18 protein-coding genes and 1 pseudogene are annotated in these 18,344 nt (G+C 71.7%); 9 read left to right on the forward strand and 10 right to left on the reverse strand.

The window, feature by feature from the left end; genetic code table 11:
• Positions 1–8 precede the first annotated feature (8 nt).
• Complete coding sequence (locus ABZ370_RS37685) at positions 9–1,541, forward strand: hypothetical protein (RefSeq protein WP_358630878.1); 1,533 nt, start codon at positions 9–11, stop codon at positions 1,539–1,541.
• Positions 1,520–2,368 (forward strand): bifunctional diaminohydroxyphosphoribosylaminopyrimidine deaminase/5-amino-6-(5-phosphoribosylamino)uracil reductase RibD, encoded by an 849-nt coding sequence (gene ribD, locus ABZ370_RS37690; protein WP_358630881.1) that lies wholly within the window; start codon positions 1,520–1,522, stop codon positions 2,366–2,368. Before ABZ370_RS37685 ends, ribD begins: the two co-directional genes overlap by 22 nt.
• Positions 2,369–2,384: 16 nt before the next feature.
• On the opposite strand, the gene ABZ370_RS37695 is transcribed toward ribD, so the two are convergent.
• Together ABZ370_RS37695 and ABZ370_RS37700 are read right to left on the reverse strand one after the other, a co-directional pair.
• Entirely contained in the window at positions 2,385–2,519 is a 135-nt protein-coding gene (locus ABZ370_RS37695; RefSeq protein ID WP_358630884.1) for a hypothetical protein, read from the reverse strand.
• Between the two features lie 134 nt (positions 2,520–2,653).
• Positions 2,654–2,941, reverse strand: coding sequence for a hypothetical protein (locus ABZ370_RS37700; RefSeq protein ID WP_358630887.1), 288 nt, complete (start codon positions 2,939–2,941; stop codon positions 2,654–2,656).
• 197 nt (positions 2,942–3,138) lie between these two features.
• On the opposite strand from ABZ370_RS37700, the pseudogene ABZ370_RS37705 reads away from it, so the two are divergent.
• Positions 3,139–3,567: pseudogene (locus tag ABZ370_RS37705) on the forward strand (methyltransferase); the annotation flags it as partial.
• 182 nt (positions 3,568–3,749) lie between these two features.
• Here ABZ370_RS37705 and ABZ370_RS37710 read toward each other — a convergent pair.
• The 6 genes from ABZ370_RS37710 to ABZ370_RS37735 all read right to left on the reverse strand — a co-directional run bounded on the left by ABZ370_RS37710 (position 3,750) and on the right by ABZ370_RS37735 (position 7,870).
• Entirely contained in the window at positions 3,750–4,553 is an 804-nt protein-coding gene (locus tag ABZ370_RS37710) for a hypothetical protein (RefSeq protein WP_358630890.1), read from the reverse strand.
• Positions 4,550–4,999 carry a hypothetical protein gene (locus ABZ370_RS37715; protein WP_358630893.1) on the reverse strand — a complete coding sequence of 150 codons (450 nt, stop codon included), beginning with the start codon at positions 4,997–4,999 and terminating at the stop codon, positions 4,550–4,552. Before ABZ370_RS37715 ends, ABZ370_RS37710 begins: the two co-directional genes overlap by 4 nt.
• A complete protein-coding gene (locus tag ABZ370_RS37720) occupies positions 4,996–5,868 on the reverse strand; it encodes a hypothetical protein (protein WP_358630896.1) in 873 nt (290 codons plus the stop codon). The genes ABZ370_RS37715 and ABZ370_RS37720 overlap by 4 nt, the downstream gene beginning before the upstream one ends.
• Positions 5,869–5,929: 61 nt before the next feature.
• On the reverse strand, positions 5,930–7,012 hold the full coding sequence (locus ABZ370_RS37725; protein ID WP_358630899.1) for a hypothetical protein: 1,083 nt from the start codon (positions 7,010–7,012) through the stop codon (positions 5,930–5,932).
• Positions 7,013–7,354: a DUF6507 family protein gene (locus ABZ370_RS37730; RefSeq protein ID WP_358630902.1), complete on the reverse strand. Its 342-nt coding sequence runs from the start codon at positions 7,352–7,354 to the stop codon at positions 7,013–7,015.
• A 261-nt stretch (positions 7,355–7,615) separates the two neighbouring features.
• Positions 7,616–7,870 (reverse strand): hypothetical protein, encoded by a 255-nt coding sequence (locus ABZ370_RS37735; RefSeq protein WP_358630904.1) that lies wholly within the window; start codon positions 7,868–7,870, stop codon positions 7,616–7,618.
• 251 nt (positions 7,871–8,121) lie between these two features.
• Here ABZ370_RS37735 and ABZ370_RS37740 point away from each other — a divergent pair, with 251 nt between their 5' ends.
• The 3 genes from ABZ370_RS37740 to ABZ370_RS37750 all read left to right on the forward strand — a co-directional run bounded on the left by ABZ370_RS37740 (position 8,122) and on the right by ABZ370_RS37750 (position 11,658).
• Positions 8,122–9,315 carry a class I SAM-dependent methyltransferase gene (locus ABZ370_RS37740; RefSeq protein WP_358630933.1) on the forward strand — a complete coding sequence of 398 codons (1,194 nt, stop codon included), beginning with the start codon at positions 8,122–8,124 and terminating at the stop codon, positions 9,313–9,315.
• A 302-nt stretch (positions 9,316–9,617) separates the two neighbouring features.
• The gene (gene rutA, locus ABZ370_RS37745; RefSeq protein ID WP_358630906.1) at positions 9,618–10,682 is read left to right on the forward strand and encodes a pyrimidine utilization protein A; all 1,065 of its coding nucleotides are present in this window, start codon (positions 9,618–9,620) and stop codon (positions 10,680–10,682) included.
• A 178-nt stretch (positions 10,683–10,860) separates the two neighbouring features.
• Complete coding sequence (locus tag ABZ370_RS37750; RefSeq protein ID WP_358630909.1) at positions 10,861–11,658, forward strand: sugar phosphate isomerase/epimerase family protein; 798 nt, start codon at positions 10,861–10,863, stop codon at positions 11,656–11,658.
• A gap of 9 nt (positions 11,659–11,667) precedes the next feature.
• Here ABZ370_RS37750 and ABZ370_RS37755 read toward each other — a convergent pair whose 3' ends face one another.
• On the reverse strand, positions 11,668–13,176 hold the full coding sequence (locus tag ABZ370_RS37755) for an alpha/beta fold hydrolase (protein ID WP_358630912.1): 1,509 nt from the start codon (positions 13,174–13,176) through the stop codon (positions 11,668–11,670).
• A gap of 162 nt (positions 13,177–13,338) precedes the next feature.
• Positions 13,339–14,322: an EamA family transporter gene (locus ABZ370_RS37760; RefSeq protein WP_358630915.1), complete on the reverse strand. Its 984-nt coding sequence runs from the start codon at positions 14,320–14,322 to the stop codon at positions 13,339–13,341.
• A 95-nt stretch (positions 14,323–14,417) separates the two neighbouring features.
• Here ABZ370_RS37760 and ABZ370_RS37765 point away from each other — a divergent pair, with 95 nt between their 5' ends.
• The 3 genes from ABZ370_RS37765 (at position 14,418) to ABZ370_RS37775 (ending at position 18,070) form a co-directional block, all read left to right on the forward strand.
• On the forward strand, positions 14,418–15,329 hold the full coding sequence (locus ABZ370_RS37765; protein WP_358630918.1) for a LysR family transcriptional regulator: 912 nt from the start codon (positions 14,418–14,420) through the stop codon (positions 15,327–15,329).
• Positions 15,330–15,715: 386 nt separating this feature from the next.
• Entirely contained in the window at positions 15,716–16,024 is a 309-nt protein-coding gene (locus ABZ370_RS37770; RefSeq protein ID WP_358630921.1) for a hypothetical protein, read from the forward strand.
• A 132-nt stretch (positions 16,025–16,156) separates the two neighbouring features.
• A complete protein-coding gene (locus ABZ370_RS37775; protein ID WP_358630924.1) occupies positions 16,157–18,070 on the forward strand; it encodes a glycoside hydrolase family 3 N-terminal domain-containing protein in 1,914 nt (637 codons plus the stop codon).
• Positions 18,071–18,344 lie beyond the last annotated feature (274 nt).

The raw sequence follows: 18,344 nt of genomic DNA on the forward strand, positions 1-18,344 counted from the left end.
AGCGGCCCATGAGTGAACGTGAAGCCCGTCGGAGCGGATACCCCCTTACCATTCCAGACCGCTTGCTGCTGAGCGAGGGCATGAAACGGGCCTGCAGGCAGCGGAACTTCGGCGAGATCTTCCGGCTGGTCAACCGGCGGGGACCAGTGAGCTACGCCGAAATCGCTGCTGCTGTCGGCAAGATGACCAGCGCCCGGGTAGGCGACGTGATCCGAGGTGTTCGCGGGATTCGCGGCCTGACCGTCATGGAACGCATCGCCGATGGGCTGGGCATTCCTGGCCACATGCTCGACCTTCCCGAACGGCCGTGGGAGGGTACCCCGTCACCAGGTATCCCTGCCCAAGAGCATGACTACGCTCGCAATGGCCAAGGCGCTTGGGCCGACCTCTGGTCCGAACCTTCAACGGGGTCAGCCTCTGGTCTGCCAACTGCGCACGTGGCCCCATCGAGTTCGGCGGACGCGGATGCGTTACCCGAAGTCGTTCTGGTTTCGGTGTATGCCGACGGGAGAGAGCAGATCGTGCCGATAGACCGCCGAGCCCTTCTCGGGCACGCGATTGGTGTGGCCCTGCCAGGTAACCCACGTCCCAGGCGTATCCGGCCACACCGCCTTTCATCGGGGCACAGCGAAGCGGCGATCGAGCATCTTCGCGACATGTGGCACACCCTGGTCCGAGCCGACAACCTCTTCGGCCCGCGCCACACTCTCACAGCAGTGCACCAACAGCTCGATGTGCTGCAAGGTCTTCTGGAGGACAGCCGCGGCGAGCATCGGCAGGAGCTGCTGAAGCTGTCGGCTCAGTACGCCGAGTCCGCCGCATGGCTCCACGAGGACTCTATGGACGCGGCCAGCGCGGAAACGTGGACAAGCCGGGCCATGGAATGGGCCATGGAGGCTGATGACGAAGCCATGCTGTCGTGGACTCTGTTTCGCCGCAGCCAGCTCGCGGCGGGCAAGAGGAACGCAGGGCAGGCAATCGGACTCGCGCAAGCTGTCCAGCGCCACGAACGAGCGCTCACCCGTCCGATGAAGGCGGCAGCTATCCAGCAGGAAGCACAGGGGCTTGCTCTCGACGGAGACGAGGTCGCCTGTCATCGGAAACTGGACGAAGCCCACGAGTTCGCCGCGCTTGCTGAATCCTCCGGTGACGCGCGATCCGGTCACGGAGATTTCTGCACCCCCAGCTACATCGAAATCCAGCGCGCGAATTGCTGGCTCAACCTGTCCCGGCCGGACCTGGCGGTCTCCACCTTCCAGCCCGCGTTGGCCGGTCTTCCGGACGTCTACCAGCGAGACCGGGGACTTGCTCAGGCACGCCTGGCCATGGCGTACGTGGGAATCCAGGAGTACGAACAAGCCGCTGCTGAGAGCGCTTCCGTACTCGACATGGCCCGCGACTCCGGTTCCGGTCGCACTCTGCAAGAGGCAGTCAAGGCGGTCAACGCTCTTGCGGCGGCGAGTAATGTTCCTGCTGTGCGGGACCTACTCGACGCAGTTAAGGGGAATGCGGGGTTCTCATGGCCACGCCGGACGAACTGACGGCCATGCGGCGAGCCATCGCCATCTCCGCCCAGGGCCTCGGGACGACGAGCCCCAACCCTCCCGTCGGATGCGTGATCCTCGACCGCGACGGCATGCCGGTCGGCGAGGGGTACCACCTCCGCAAGGGAGAGCCCCACGCCGAGGTCAACGCGCTGGCCGCGGCGGGCGAGCGGGCCGAGGGCGGCACGGCCGTGGTGACGCTGGAGCCCTGCAACCACCACGGCCGGACCCCGCCGTGCCGACAGGCGCTGATCGTCGCGAAGGTGTCCCGCGCCCTGATGGCTGTCATGGACCCCACCTCGCGCGGGGAGGGCGGCGCGGCGGTGCTGGAGCAGGCGGGCATCGAGGTGGAGCGCGGCGTCCTGGAACAGGAAGCGCTGCTCGTCCTCGGCCCGTGGCTGCACTCGCTGCGTACGGGGCGTCCGTACATCACCTGGGCGTACGACGACCGGGCCGTGAACGAGCTGCGCCGCACCCACGACTTGGTGATCCGGCCGAACGGGTCGGTGGAGGAAGGCACGCCGGGCGTGCATGGCGAAGGTGCGTTCCACGTTCCGCCTCCCCTGGCGGGCGACGATCCTGAGACGGCCTTGCGCACCCTGGCCGAGGCGGGGGCGCGCACGGTGCTGATCGAAGGCGCCTCGAACGACGCGGCACGGCTGCTCGCCGATGCGGTGCACCGCCTGATCATCGACGCACCTCAAACGCCCCCGTCGTCCGGGCCAGCGGCGGCGACCGGGGCATCGCTGCCCGAGGGGTTCCGGATGGTCGCCGTACAGCCCATGGGCCGGTATGTGCGGCTCACGGCGGAGCGGGGGACGTAGGCGTAGATCGGTCGACTCACTGGTCCTTGACCGGCGGGCAGTAGCCGGTCTCCTCGCCGACGGTGTTGATCTCGGCGTTGGAGCGCGAGTCGCCCGCGTAGTTGATCTGGTCCGTGCAGGGCACCCCGTCCTTCTTCGGGGTGCCCTGCACGGAGTTCTCGGCGGTCTTGGACGTGGGGTCCTGCGAGGCGCTCGTGGAGGCGGTTGAGGGCGCGGCGCCTGTTGTCGGCCGCCGCTGATGATCTACCGCCGCATGGCTGACGTCCCGCCAACGGCCGCGCCGCGTCAGTTCCTGCGGCGACGCCGCTGCCCGTAGGGGCCGTGCCGGTCGTGGGCCCGCCACACCTCCTCATGAATGTCGCGGTCCTCGCTGTCCGCCGCCCTGCTTCCGGGAGTCGCGATGGTCTCCCCGCGTTCGATCATGGCCTGCATCGAGGTGACACTGCGGTCGACGTGTTCATCACTGAAGTGACCGCTGTTGCGCTCGCGCGGTAGCCCCGGCGGGACCGGCTCGGTGGCGAGCTGCTTGGCCTTGTTGCGCTGCGGCTCAGGCGTGGCGTTCGTACCGCTCATTGATGACCCCCCGGTCTCGCTGAAAATCCCCTTACAGCGTGAAGAGATCATTCCCCTAAAGGCCTCCCAAGAAACGGGAGTTGACCCCTCGGGCGCCCTCTTTCTGCTGGCTCGACGGACGGTCTACGGCAGGGACAGGAGCGCCCCCGTCCGGGAAACCGCTCGCGCCGAGGCGGCCGTACCGGAAGGATCGGTTCATGCGCACCGCAGGTGCGCACCCCTCGAGAGCAAAGGTGTACCCCCTGAGCACGCGGCAGGTCATCGAGTGGACCGAGGACGGCCGGGACCAGGCCGCCGAGTGGCGGTCCGAGAGCGGGGCGGCGCCGCCGCGGCGGGTCGTGATCGCGGACGATCGGATGACGGCCGACGCCGCGTACCGCCTCGTCTGCGAGGGCACCGCGCTGCTGTGGCGCGGCGATTACCAGGGCGCCCGGCAGCTGCTCGCCGCGCTGGCGCGGCGGGTGGACCGCGGTCCGCGTCGGCCCCGGGGGCGGCGCGGACCGGCGGAGACCGCGGCCGAGGCGTTCCACCGGCACCGGCAGGAACAGGGGCGGCGGGCCCGGCTGCTGGGGATGCTGCTGGTGCCGCTGGACGCCGACCTCGCCGTACCGCTGCGCCGGGCGCCGGCGGAGGACGCACGTCTCTCACCTCGACGAACGCTAAACCTTGCCCCCAAGGGCAAGGTCAAGACCGCCCCTTCGGCCGTGCGGGTTCGTTCCACCCATTGACGAGCCCGTCGCACAGGACGGGGCGAGCGGGTGTGAGCAGAGGCTCCGGCGTACGGGCTCGGGCAGCTGGGAAGCAGTACTCAGCTGGGGAAGCTGCGCAGGAGCAGGCGCCACGCCGCGGTCGACGAGACCGGCGTCAGGGTGGCCGTCCGGGCGTCCGCCCCGGTCACGGCCCACAGCCCGTCGGCGGTGTCGAGGACCCGCAGGGTGCCCGTGCAGGTGTTGCCCGACGCATCGGGCCACCGCGTCGCCACCTCCCACCACCGCGCGCCGTCCGCGGTGGACGCGCCGACCGCCGCCAGCACCCGGAGCCCGGCCGGCGGACCGTCGTGCGGCGCGGCACCGGACAGCTCCTCGGGTGCGGCACCGAACAGGCCGTCGACCTCGGCGGCGGGCAGCGGCACCGGCACCGCGCCGGGCACCGGCCGCGGCCCGAGCCCGACGACCCGGGCCACCGCGGCCGGCACCGAAACGGGCACCAGGCAGGCCAATTCCACCAGGCCGTCCGGGGCGTCTTGCGCCTTCGAGGTGTCCGGGGGCTCCGGGGTGTCCGGGACCTCGGGGGTGTCCAGGAGCAGTGCCGCGGACTCGGCGCCCAGCCAGCCGGCGCCGTGCACACCGCTGCCGTCCACCGCGGCACCACGGACGGACACCATGCACACGGGGTCGGCGATGGCTTGCGCCAGCGGCGCGACGGCCGGGTGCGGCTGCCCGTCGGACAGCACCCCGGCGTCCACCAGCGCCCGCAGCCCCGCGCCGTCGGCCCGCTCGCCCTCCGCCCAGTCGTAAAAGGCCTCGAACAGCTCCGGGGACAGCCGCAGCCGCCCGCTGTCACGGTCGAAGTACGCAGTGGCCGTGCCGGCCGTACCGGCCCTACCGGTCACGCGGCCCCCTCCCGGAGCCGGAAGCGGCCCGCGACCGAGGCGAACAGCTCCGCCTTCGCGTCGTAGTCGAAGGTCGCGGCCGAGGCGGTCACGGTGAAGCCGCGCCGCCCGCTCGTCCACGCCCACTGTTCCGCGGTGATGGCCCCGGCCTCGGGGAGAACATGGTGGAAGAGCCGCCGCGTACCGGAGCCCGCGGGCTGCTCGTCCAGCAGCAAGTAGTCCTGGAGGTGGTCCGTCAGCGCCTGGCCCACGATCCGCTGCCACTGGTGCCCGTCGGCGACGTCCTCGGCCGTGACGACGACGTTCGCACGGAACGCCGCGCCGTCGCCCGGCTCCACCGCGATCAGGGCGACCGGCGGCCCCGGTGACTCGACCTGCTCCCAGTGCGCCGGCAGCGCGATGCGGAACTCCCGCTCCTCGTAAGGGCGCAGTTCGTTACTGGTCATGTGAGCTGCCCCGCCTGCTCCTTGATGAACGCGGCCACCTGCGGTGCCCTGCCCCTGGCCACGTCAAATACGTGGGCGTCGCTCGCGGTCCGCACGACCAGCCGGCGGAAGGGCGACCGCATCCAGAACCCCCGGCGCCGGCGGCCGTCCGCGCCCGCCCGCGCGGGCACCACCTCGACCCCGGTGATCTCCCCCGCGGGAACCGTCACCACGGTGGTCTTCCCGCGCAGCGAGTCCTCGCGCTTGGTGGCGGCAAAGCCGAGGCCCTGCGGGTACCAGGCCAGCGTGCCCTCGACGGTTCCCTTGCGGGCCAACGCGTGATCCTGCTCGTCGGTGTCCGGATCACGCACCCACCCGCCCTTCCACTGCACCACGGGCTCGGCCACATGCCCGAACTCCCGCCGGACCTCTTCCTGGCTGAGCACATCAGGACTCACCGCGGTGCAGGACTGCGCCAAGGTCCCCAGAGCGTCCTGCGGCTGCCTTCCCTTGCGGTCTTTCTTGTGCTCGCCCTTGCGGAACCATCGGGGGCCCCACCATTTCGGGGGGTCCTTCACGCCGATGAAAATCAGCACGAGGCAGAAAACGCTGACCAGGCCGAAAGGGAGGGCGATCACCATGGGGAGTCCGAAGAACGCAGCCGCCCCCACTCCGAAAAACGGGAATGCGAAGGCAGGGATACCGACGAGCGCGAGGGCGGGGCCGCGATTGATGGCTGCCCAGGCCCGAGCCGACGGTGTCCGGCCTGCCCAGCACCAGGCGAAATATGTGATCCCCACGCCACCGGTGATAGTGAAGAGCAGTCCGCTGATGCCCCAGGATTTGCCGTACTCGGCTTCCAGATAACCACCGAGGAACATCAAAGCCATCACGACGACGGGTGACCGGGGCGAGAAGACCGAGGGGGTTCGCTGTCGTGCCATCGCGCTATCACTTTCCAATCAAGCTGTTGAACCCGTCCGCGATCTTGCTGCCGACCCCGGAACCGGCCGCGGCACCGACGAGGCCGCCGACCACCGCGCCCACCGGCGCGCCGACTCCGCCGAACGCGGCACCCACCGCGGCACCGCCCGCAGCTCCGGCTTCCGCGCCACCCCACGCGCCGAGGGTCGCCCCGGTGGCTTTGGCCCCGGTGCGGGCGACACGCTTCCCGGTCGACATGTCGGGGTCCTGGGAGTCCTGGCCCCACTGACTCAGCCCTGAAGTGACGGCAGTGAGCCCCAGGCTCGCCCGGCCGCCCCACTTGCCGACGGTCAGCCACTTGCTCCGGCTTGCGGCGGCATAGGACTTGGCCTCCCAGTTACTGCTCCACATACGCCGGAAGGTGTTCTTCCACGGTGGTTCGTTCTTCCACGGCAGAAAGCGTCCACTACCGTTCTGCCACGGCAGATAGCCGGCTCTGGGGGCAAATTTGCCGTGCCTGTAGTAGCTCGCCCACGACACACTGGCACCGAGCCCAGTCGTCCCGAAACCACCCCACCCCAGGTACTGGCGCCCCTGCTCGGCCCAATTCGTGCCGGCGCCGTCGTTCGTCGCGTTGATCTTGTCCACCGCGGTCTGGCGCGCCTCGTCATGGGCGGCGGTCTTGATGCGTACGGCCGAGGCGATGCGGTCGTTCTCCTCGACCAGGTGCGGCTTGTGCCGCCAGCCTTCTCCCAGCGGCTTGGCCTGGGCGACGAGGCTCTCGGCGTCTCGCTTCAGCTGCTGGAGCGACTTCTTGACCGGCGCGCCGGCGTGGGCGTACTCCTGCAGAGCATCGGCGGCGGTCCGGGCGGCCTCGGCGAGCTTGCTCGCCTGCTGCTTCACGGGCACTGCCTTCTCGGCGAGGAACGCACCGTGCGGCGCACCGTAGTTCAGCGCAATGCCCTCGGCCCACGAAACATCGATTTCCCCGCCGCGGCGCTCCAGCCCGGAGGCGTTATAGCGAATTTTCTTGAGCGCCGCCCCCAGATCATCGAAGTGGACGTCGTCCAGCGTCGGAATTTCCTCGGGATCGACCAGCGCATCCGTCATTCACCGACCACCCGGCCCGAGCCAGCCGTTTCCCGTGGAGTTCTCCCGGTCGATTCCCTGATGTGCGTTCCCCCGCATTTCGTGGTCCCCGTCGTCGAATAGTCCGGTCGCCTCCCCGGCGCCGTTCACCGTGCGCGTCACCCGGGACGACATGATGCCGGTCTTCTGCTGGACGTCTCCCGAGAGCCTGGCCAGGGCGCCCGCGACGGGAGTGTCGCTCGCCAGCCCCGCTTCGTCGAGGGCGTCGAGCAGCATCCGGACGTCCGTGTCGATGTCGGCGCCCTGCCTGGTGGCCTTCCGGCCCGTCTCATGCATCCCGGTCGGCGAAATGTCGAATTTCATGACTCGGCCCTCAGCGAATTCCGTTCGACGCACTCTCGAATAGCCGTGCGGTAACGATTCGCTCTCTCGGCATCCAGTGGCCGCCATCGGCAGCACCACGGACCGGCCGGCAGAGCGCGGACAGCGTCTCGCTTCTCCGGTTGAATTCGAGGCTCACCCCGTTGTCCTCTCGCTCGGGTATACGGATGCGTCCACCCGTACCGCCCCCAGTGAAACCGACCGCGCGGCGCCGGGACAACCCCGGCCCGAAGGGCGCGCCTGCTATTGCCGGGGATGTCGGACACCGCTGGATGAAGTGCCCTGCGGACCCTGGACTACCGTCTCCAGCGGGTGCGGCGGCTCACCGATGTCGATCCCGGGACCGCCGTTGGCGGCGTCGTAGCCGGGGCCGCCGACCAGGGTGTCGTTGCCGGAGTGTGAGGCGTTGTCGGGGCTGTCGCCGAAGAGGTAGTCGTTCCCGGTGCCGCCCGTGATGTTGTCGTTGCCGTTCTGGCCGCTCACGCCGAAGTACGTCATTCGGTGTTCCTCCTCGGAAGGGGATGCGAAGTGACGCCGCACAGCTTTCCGCCCGGCCACCCGGCGCGTCTTCGTGAACCAGGGAGAAAACGCCCGTCCGCGAGGGGCACCGGACTGTCAATCCGCGCAAAGCCGGGGCGGTCTGGGCACTGCGTTCTGAAAAACCGCTCGCGCCAGGGCGGCCGTACCGGAAGGATCGGCTCCCATACGCACCACTGGTGCGAACCGCACAAGAGCAAAGGGTGTACCCCCTGAGTACGCAGCACCTCATCGAGTGGACCGAGGACGGCCAGCCGCAGGCCGCCGCATGGCGGTCCGAGAGCGGTGCGCCGCCGCCGCGGCGGGTCGTGATCGCGGACGACCGGATGACGGCCGACGCCGCGTACCGCCTCGTCTGCGAGGGCACCGCGCTGCTGTGGCGCGGCGACTACCAGGGCGCCCGGCAGCTGCTCGCCGCACTGGCGCGGCGGGTGGACCGCGGGCCGCGTCGGCCCCGGGGGCGGCGGGGACCGGCGGAGACCGCGGCGGAGGCGTTCCACCGGCACCGGCAGGAGCAGGGGCGGCGGGCCCGGCTGCTGGGGATGCTGCTCGTGCCGCTGGACGCCGATCTCGCCGTACCGCTGCGCCGGGCGCCGGACGTACGGGAGGCGTGCGCGCAGGCGTACGGCCCGGCGTACGACCCGGCGCAGGGTCCGGCGCAGGGCCAGGCACAGGGCACGCCGTACGGCCCGTCGGTGGTCTCGTTGCGAGAGCTACTCGGCCTGATCGGCGCGCACGAGTGGCGCGAGAAGGGCGTCGAGATCCCGGCGCTCGGCGGCGACCGGATTCACCCGTACTACGGGGTGTTCTCGCCGGTGCGCGGCGAGTACGTCGACCTGGTGGCCGAGGCCCCGCTGCCCGCCTCGCCGGGGGTCGCGTTCGACATCGGCACCGGGACGGGGGTCCTGGCCGCCGTGCTCGCGCGGCGGGGCGTCGAGCGCGTGGTGGCCACGGACCAGGACGCGCGGGCGCTGGCGTGTGCGCGGGAGAACGTGGCGCGGCTGGGGGTCGCCGAGCGGGTGGAGGTCGTCCAAGCGGACCTGTTCCCGCCGGGCCGCGCCCCGCTGGTGGTCTGCAACCCGCCCTGGGTCCCGGCGCGCCCCAGCTCGCCGGTGGAGTACGCGGTGTACGACCCGGGCAGCCGCATGCTGCACGGCTTCCTGAACGGGCTCGCGGACGCCCTGACCCCCGGCGGCGAGGGCTGGCTCATCCTCTCCGACCTCGCCGAACACCTGGGGCTGCGGACCCGCGAGGAGTTGCTGGGTGCCTTCGAGGCGGCGGGGCTGCGGGTCGTCGACCGGCTGGACACCCGGCCCGTCCACCCCCGCGCCGCCGACCCGTCCGACCCGCTGCACGCGGCCCGGGCGGCGGAGGTGACGTCACTGTGGCGGCTGGCGGCGGGGTGAGACGCCCCGTAGCCGGTGGCGGGGCGAGGCGGCGCCCGTAGCCGGTGGCGGTGAGGGGTGGTCGGCCGTCCGTCAACCGACAGGCCGCCGACCGCAGCGGTCCCACCGGGAGTCGTCCAGCGAGCGGAAGCGGTCGTCCTCGGCCTCCTCACCGGCATCTCCGTCTCGGTCGACGGAGGCCTTCTCCCCGCCCTCCGACGCCTCGTCGGCCCCCGGTGACCTGCGGTCATACGATGGGTGGCGGCGACGGGGCGCCACGTTCCTCGTCGCCCTTTACATGGCGAGCACGACCCAGGAGCGGCATGGATATCGGCGTCTTCATCCCCATCGGCAACAACGGCTGGCTCATCTCGAAGAGTTCTCCGCAGTACATGCCGACCTTCGAACTGAACAAGGCCATCGTGCGGAAGGCCGAGGAGCACGGACTCGACTTCGCACTGTCGATGATCAAGCTGAAGGGGTTCGGCGGCGATACCGAGTTCTGGGACCACTGCCTGGAGTCGTTCACCCTGATGGCAGGCCTGGCCGCCGTGACGGAACGGATCAAGCTGTACGCGTCCACGCCGATCCTCGCGCTGCCCCCGGCGATCACCGCGCGCATGGCCGCCACGGTCGACTCGATCGCCCCCGGCCGGTTCGGCGTCAACATCGTCACCGGGTGGGCGCCCGGCGAGTACTCCCAGATGGACCTGTGGCCGGGGGACGAGCACTTCGGCAACCGCTACGACCGGGCCGCGGAGTACGTGACCGTCATGAAGGAGCTGTGGAACGAGGGCGTCAGCAACTTCAAGGGCGAGTTCTACGCCATGGACGACTGCGTGCTGTCGCCGCGCCCGGCGGACGGGCACATCGACATCGTCGCCGCCGGGCAGAGCAGCACCGGCATGAAGTTCGCCGCCGAGCACGCCGAGTACAACTTCATCCTGGGGAGCGGCGTCAACACCCCGCTCGCGCTTTCCGGCACCACGACCACGCTCGTGGACGCGGCGGCGCGGACCGGACGCGACGTCGGGGCGCTCTCGCTGTTCATGGTCATCGCGGACGAGACCGACGAGGCCGCCCAGGCGAAGTGGAAGGATTACCACGACAACGCCGACCACGCGGCGCTGGCCTACATGGCGGGGGAAACGGCCACGGACACCACCTCCGACGGCTCCTCGACCGCCCGGACCATCTCGCTGCCCGAGGGCGCGGTGAACTTCAACATGGGCACGCTCGTCGGTTCGTACGAGACGGTCGCGGCGATGCTCGACGAGGTCGCCGGGGTTTCCGGCACCAAGGGAATCATGCTGGTGTTCGACGACTTCCTCGAAGGCATCGAGAACTTCGGTACGCGCATCCAGCCGCTGATGAAGTCCCGGACATGACGCAGAGGCGTGAGGCGGGGGCGCGACACAGAGGCGTGACGGAGAACGCCGCCCTTCGGCACGGCGGGATTGACCGCGCCCCCGCCGCTGCCTAGCGTCCGGAATGAAGATCCGGAAGGAAGGTACCCGCCCTCCGGAAACCACATCCGGAAAGCCCCTCACCCCCACGGAGCCCGCCATGAAGCTCGCCTTCTCGACCCTCGGCGTCCCCGGCCTGCCCATGCCCGACGTCGCCCGGCTCGCCGCCGGGAACGGGTACCACGGCGTCGAGCTGCGCGCGCACCCCGAGGAGCCGGTGCACCCCGGGATCGGGGCGGACGAACGGGCCGGGGTGGCCGCGGAGTTCCGGGACGCCGGGGTGGAGATCCTGACCGTCGCCGGGTACGTACGGGTCGCGGCGGAGGGCCCGGACGAGCCGGTCCTGACCGGGCTGCGGGAGCTTCTGACGCTCGCCCACGACCTGGGCGCGCGCAACGTCCGCGTCTTCCCCGGCGGCGGCGACCGGAGCGCCGCCGAGGCCGACGCGGCGGCCGCCGCCCGGCTGGGCGACGGCGCGCGGTACGCCGCCGAGCTGGGCGTACGGCTGCTGCTGGAGACCCACGACTCGCACCGCACCGGCGCCGCCGCGGCCCGCGTCCTGGGGCCCGTCGGGCACGGCAGCGTCGGCGCGATCTGGGACGTGATGCACCCCTGGCTCGGCGGCGAGGACCCCGCCACCAGCTACGCGGCGCTCTCCCCGCACCTGGGCTACGTCCAGGTCAAGGACATCGCCTCCGCCGACGACACCACCCCGCTGCCGCTGGGCGCGGGCGTGCTGCCGCTGACCGAGTGCGTGGAGCTGCTCAGCCGTGAGGGGTGGGACGGCTGGCTGTGCTGGGAGTACGAGAAGCGGTGGTACCCGCAGGCCCGGGAACTTCCGCCGCTGCTGGGCCCGGGCCGGGAGCACCTGCTGCGACTGCTCGCCGACGCGGCCTGAGCCCCGCCGTCAGGGCCCGACGTCAGGGTCGACCGCGGCGCAGCGGCTTCCGTCGCGCGGCACCTTCAGCGCCGTGAGGTAGCCGTCCGCCGCGTCGCGGGTGCAGTCACTGCGCGGGTAGACGCGGTGTCCCGCGCCCTCGTACGTCAGCAGGACCGTCGTCCCACGGGTCTGCCGTCGTACGTTGGTCACCCACGAGTAGTTGTTCGCCGGGTCGTGCCGGGAGTGCATCAGCAGGATCTTGGGGGCCTTGGTGACGCGCAGGCGGTGCTGCGGGTTGTTCACCTCGTCCGGCCAGCCGACGCATCCGGCGAGCGCGGCGTGGACGCGGGGTGAGCCGCGCATGTGCGGCGCGGCTCGTCGTTCGGCCGCGGTCAGGCGTGCGTATTCCGGATAGTCCTTGGCCCGGACGCGCCAGTCCTGGCAGAACACCGCCTGGAAGGGCTGCGCTGTCGTCTCCGCTTTCGTCTCCGCTTTCGCCGCGACTGTGGCTGTGGCCGTGGCTGTCTGCGCGTCGAGTGTGGCCACGTAGGTCGCCAGTTGAGCCCAGTCCGGGCCGTAGAAGTACTCCTTGACGGCGGTAAATGCGATCGCGTTCGCCGTGAGGGCCTGGTCCGGATGGTCCGGGTCCCGTATCTCACCCCGGTCGGCCCTGGTGAGCAGGCCGTCCCATACGGCGGTGACGTCCCGCCCGTGCAGCGCGCACGAGCGCGAGCGGTCGCACCACTTCACGAACTCGTGGAAGGAGTCCTCGGCGGTGGCCGCCGAGGAGACGAGGAACTCGCGGGTCCCGAGGCTGTGGTCTATGTTCGCGGTGAGGGCCATGGCGCGGATGCGGTCGCCGTACAGCTCCGCGTACTGCTCGCCGATGAGCGTGCCGTAGGAGTGCCCGAAGTAGTTGATCTTCTGCTCGCCGAGCGCCCCGCGGAGGGCATCCATGTCCCGGACGACGCCGAGCGTGTCGGCGTGGTCGAACATCGGGCCACTGTGCTCGCGACAGTCCTGGCGCAGCTCCCGGTTGTAGGCGGCGAGCCGGTCGAACTCCGCCTGATCGCGCGGGTACGCCGACGGCTGTCGGTCGATCAGTTCCCGCGAGCACGTCACCGGGCTGCTGGCCCCGACGCCCCGCGGATCGAAGCCGACGATGTCGAACTTCGCCCGCACGTCCGCGCTGAAGTAGGTCGTGGCGCGCTCAAGGGCGAAGTTCACCCCCGAGTCGCCCGGTCCTCCCGGGTTGACCAGCAGCACGCCGACCCGGCGATCCGGGTCGGTCGCCTTCCGACGGGCCACCGCCAGGTCGAACTTCTCGCCCCCTGGGCGTGCCCAGTCGATGGGCAGGCGTAAGGTTCCGCACTCGGCGGTGGTGTGCTCGGGGCACGGTTTCCAGTCGATCGAGGACGAACTCCCCGCATCCCCCGACGCGTCGAGGTCTGACGTATCGGCGTCCGCCACGCCCGCGCCCAGCAGCAGTGCCGCGGCGGCGAGCGCTCCGGTGAGCGCCTTGATGAACGGTTGCACAGGTTCCTCCTGATGGTCCGTCGAACGCGGATCACAAGGAGTGGCCACCCCTCGACGCACCCTCGCAGCGAGCCGAGGGGGCCACAACCGTCCCGGGCCGGGATCAGGGGGCAACCAGGGATTCCCCCGGGGCGGGAGTCGGGGTCGCCCGGGGCCCGTCGGTCAGCGCACCTGGACGTCGGAGAGCCCGGCGTCGGACGCCGGGGCGCGGTCCGGCGGCACGGCCCCCGTAGCCACGTCGCCGGACCGCTCCCGCCGGATCGCCCGCCGGACCGGCAGCGGAAGCGGCAGGCGTACGGACCGGAGCGACGTCAGCGCCACGCCGCCCACCAGCAGCACCGCCGCCAGCCAGCGCAGCGGGCTGATCCCCTCGCCCAGCAGCAGCGCCGCCGAGGACATCCCGAAGACCGGCACCAGCAGGGAGAACGGGGCCACCGCGGAGGCGTCGTACGTGCGCAGCAGGAAGCTCCAGAGGCCGAAGCCCACCATGGTGGCGCCCCAGGCGACGTAGACGATGGCGCCCGCCCCGGACCAGTCGAGCGTGGCCAGCGCGTGCATGCCGGGGTTCGCGCCCTCGAACATCAGCGACAGCCCGAGCAGCGGCAGGACGGGCACCACGCTCACCCACACCATGAAGCTCAGCGGGTCGGGCGGGGCGGCCATGCGGGTGAGGACGTTCGCGACACCCCAGAAGGCCGCCGCCGCGATGACGAGGACGAAGCCGAGCAGCGGGCCCGAGGTGCCCTCGTCGACGGCGGCCACGGCGATACCGGTGAGCGCCACCGCCATGCCGAGCAGCCGTCGGCGGCCGGGGCGTTCGGCGAGGACGACGGCCGCGAACAGCGCGGTGAACACCGCCTGGATCTGCAGCACCAGCGAGGACAGCCCGGCGGGCATCCCCTCGTGCATCCCGATGAACAGCAGCCCGAACTTCGCCACGCCCAGCGCCAGCCCCACCGCCACGATCCACCGCCAGGAGACCCGAGGCAGACCGACGAAGAAGATCGCGGGTACCGCCGCCACCAGGAAGCGGAGCGCGCAGAAGAGGAGGGGCGGGAAGTGGTCGAGGCCCACGTCGATGACCACGAAGTTGACGCCCCACAGTGCCGTGACAAGCACGGCGAGGCCGATGTGTGCAGGTCGCATACGTCGAGGATCGGACGTCAGGACCATTTAGCACCAGCGCGGATGACTTCATGGTTGGATGCAGCATCCGTAAAACGTGTGAGGGGGGCGCGACGATGCTGGATCTGTCCCGGCTGCGGGCGCTGCACGCGGTGGCCATCCACGGTTCGGTCAGCGCGGCCGCCACCGCGCTCGGCTACACCCCGTCGGCCGTCTCGCAGCAGATCGCCAAGTTGGAGCGGGAGACGCGGACCACGCTGCTGGAACGGCAGGGCCGCGGCGTCGTCCTCACCGACGCGGCCCAGCACCTGGCCGCCACCGCGCAGCAGCTCCTCGCGATCGTCGAACGGGCCGAGACCAGCCTGGAGGAGCGGCGGGGGCTCCCTACGGGACGGCTGGTGATCGGCGCGTTCCCGTCCGCCGCGCGGGGGTTGATGCCCGCCGTACTGGCCCGGCTCACCGCGGAGCACCCCTCGCTGGACGCCCGGCTCGTCGAGGTCGACCCGCATCTGTCGGTGGACCTGGCGGCGCAGGGCGTCATCGATCTGGCCGTGGCCCACGACTGGGACATCGCGCCCCTGCCCGCCCCGGACGGGCTGCGGCGGGCGGCGATCGGGGACGACGTGTGCGATGTCCTCGTTCCGGTGGACCATCCGCTGGCGGGGCGGGGGACGTTGCGGCGCGAGGATCTGCCGGGCCGGCGGTGGATCTGCCAGCCGCCGGGGACGGTGTGCCACGACTGGCTCGTACGGACGCTCCGCGCGTCCGGCAGCGAACCGGATCTGGCCTACCAGGCGGCGGAGAACCACACCCAGATCGCCCTGGTGGCGGCGGGCCTGGGCATCGCCCTGATGCCCCGCCTGGGCCGGGGGCCCCTGCCGGAGGGGGTACGCGCGCTCCCCCTGGAGCCGGTCCCGGTACGCCGCCTCTACGCCCTCTGGCGCGAGGGCGCCGCCCGCCGCCCCGCGATCACGGAAACGGTAGCGACCCTGACCCAGCAATGGCCCCACCGCCCCGCCCCCGCGTGACGCCTCTGGGCCCGTGCGCGGGCTGTGCTTCCGGCGCCCGAGCGCCCCTGGACGCCGGAGGGCTCGGGTCGGCCAGGGGCTCTCGTTCGGCAACGGTGTCACCATGGGCGCATGCCTCGTCATGCGTGCCGGTTCGTGACGCCCGCCCCAGGTGCGGAACCGGGGTGAGCGGTGGGGCGTCCAAGCGGTGTGCTGATGGGGAGTCTCCGTAGAGCGGTATCGGCCTCGCTGCTGGCTGCGTCGCTGACCACCCTCCTCGCCGCCTGCGGCCATCAGCGCCCGCCGCCGACGCGCACCCCTCCCAGAGCGTCGGCGGCACGGGCCGCATCGACACCGGGCTCGCCTATGTCGCAAGCACGGCCGGGGCCGTACCGGAAGCCCATGCCGTGCTGCGCACGAAGGGTCAGCTCACCGCCTTCGCCCGGCGCTTCGGCGGGCGGGCCGACGCGATGCTCGCGCGGGCCGGGAAGAACGACTTCACGCGTACCGCGCTCGTCGGCTGGTCCGCGACCACCGGGTGCGCCAAGTGGCCGTCAGCCGCCCTGCACCGTCCCGGGCGCGGGGATCGGCTCACCCTCGTCGCGGCCGCGCATCCCACGCCGCCGCCGGAGTGCTTCGCGCCGTTCCATATCGTCGCCGTCTTCACCGTGCCGAAGGACCGGCTGCCCGCGCGGCCGCGTTTCGTCACCGCGTGACGACCGAAGCCGTCCGGTCATCAACGAAGTTGGACCGAATCACCGGTTCCCATTGACCGCGCCCCACCGGGCACACCAGCGTGTCGTATGAACGCCAGCCGCCCCCCTCCGAAGCTCATGGAAGGAGTGCGGGTGCACCAGCCGACCTCGCGCCGCACCCTGCTCGCCGCGGCGACTGCCGCAGTCGCCACCGCCTGCAGTCCGCGGACGCTCAGCTCTCCCGAGACGTCCGCGTCCACGTCGACGTCCGCGTCGGCGTCCGCCTCCGCCAGACCGGCGTCCACGTCGACGGCTCCGCGCCGTCCCGCCCCGACCCGCAGCAGCGACCGGGACCGGGCCTCGGCCCTTCTCGGCCGTATGACGCTGGATCAGAAGATCGGCCAGCTCTTCGTCCTGTCGGTGTACGGCCATTCGGCCACCGCGCCGGACCCCGCCGACGCCGCGGCCAACCGCAAGAAGTACGGCGTCGGCAGCGCCGCCGAGCTGGTGGCCAAGTACCACCTCGGCGGGATCATGTACACCGAGTGGGCGCACAACATCCGCGGCCCCCGCCAGATCGCCGCACTCTCCAACGGCCTCCAGAAGGCCGCTCTCGACGGCGCGGCGGGCGTGCCGCTGCTCGTCTCCACCGACCAGGAGCACGGCATGGTGGCCCGGATCGGGGCGCCTGCCACGCTGCTCCCGGGGGCGATGGCGCTCGGGGCGGGCGGCAGCGTGCGGGACGTCCGGGCGGCGGCCCGGACCGCCGGGGCGGAGCTGGCCGCGCTCGGTGTCCGGCAGGACTACGCGCCGGACGCGGACGTCAACGTCGACCCGGCCAACCCGGTGATCGGCATACGTTCCTTCGGCGCCGACCCCAAGGCGGTCGCCCGGCTGGTCGCGGCCCAGGTCGAGGGGTATCAGCGGGCCGGGGTCGCGGCCACCGCCAAGCACTTCCCGGGGCACGGCGACACCTCCGTGGACAGCCATGTCGGGCTGCCGACCATCACCCACTCCCGCAAGGAGTGGGAGCGGCTGGACGCACCGCCGTTCCGGGCCGCGATCGCCGCCGGGATCGACTCGGTGATGACCGCGCACCTGCTGTTCCCCGCGCTCGACCCGGCCGACGACCCGGCCACGCTCTCCCGGCCCATCATCACCGGCGTCCTGCGCGACGAACTCGGCTACGACGGTGTCGTGATCACCGACTCCCTCGGTATGCAGGGCGTGCGCGAGAAGTACGGCGACGCCCGGGTGCCGGTGCTCGCGCTGAAGGCGGGTGTGGACCAGTTGCTGACCCCGCCCGATATGCCCGCCGCCTGGAACAGCGTGCGTACGGCGGTACGGAAGGGCGAGATCAGCGAGGCCCGGCTCGACGCGTCGGTGCTGCGCGTCCTGGAACTCAAGGCGCGCCGGGGGCTGTTGGACGAGCCGTACACCAGCGGGCGCGCGGTGGACCGTACGGTGGGCACCCGCGCGCACGCCGCCACCGCCGCCCGGATCGCGGACCGCACCACCACGCTGATCACCAACCGGGGCGGGCTGCTGCCGCTGTCCCGGCGGCGTCACCGCAGACTGCTCGTGGTCGGCGTGGACCCCGCCGCCCCGACCGGCACCGGCGGCCCGCCGACGGCCGTCCTCGCCCGCGCCCTCGACGGGCTCGGCTTCACGGCGAAGGCCCTGTCCACCGGCACCGGCAGCGCGCCCGACCCGTCCCCGGGACGGATCGACGAGGCGGTCGCGGCGGCGCGCGGGCGGGACGCGGTGATCGTCCTGACGCGTGACGTCGACGCCGGGTCCGGCCAGCGGCGTCTGGTCTCGGAGCTGTCCGCGACGGGGATGCCGGTGGTCCAGGTCGCGATCAAGGACCCGTACGACATCGCCCAGTTGGGCGACGACCCCGGCGCGTCGCTGGCCACCTACGGCTGGACGGACGTCGAAGTGCGCGCCGCCGCCCGGGTCATCGCCGGAAAGCGCAAGCCGCGCGGGCGGCTCCCGGTGCCGGTGCGCCGCGCGGACGCCCCGTCCCGGACCCTGTACCCCATCGGCCACGGCCTCTCCTACTGAGACCGGTGGGGCGGGGCGGGTAAGCCCCCACCCCGCCCCTTCCCGAAACCGGGAGAAACCCCCGGACCCCCGCCCGGGAGGCGGGGCTGCTCGCCGGGCGCTGTCGGCCCGGTCGTGGGCAATCGTTCCGCGGGGCGGAAGGGGTGGGCACAACCCGACCACCGGACCGCGCCCGGCGACGAAACCCCCGTGCCGGGTCAGCAGAGCCTCGCGCTCCTGCTCTTCGGCGTCTTCGTGGCCGCCACCCTCGCGATCACCACCAGGGCGAGCCGCC

The organism is Streptomyces sp. NPDC005962 (assembly GCF_040629205.1).
Taxonomy (GTDB): domain Bacteria; phylum Actinomycetota; class Actinomycetes; order Streptomycetales; family Streptomycetaceae; genus Streptomyces.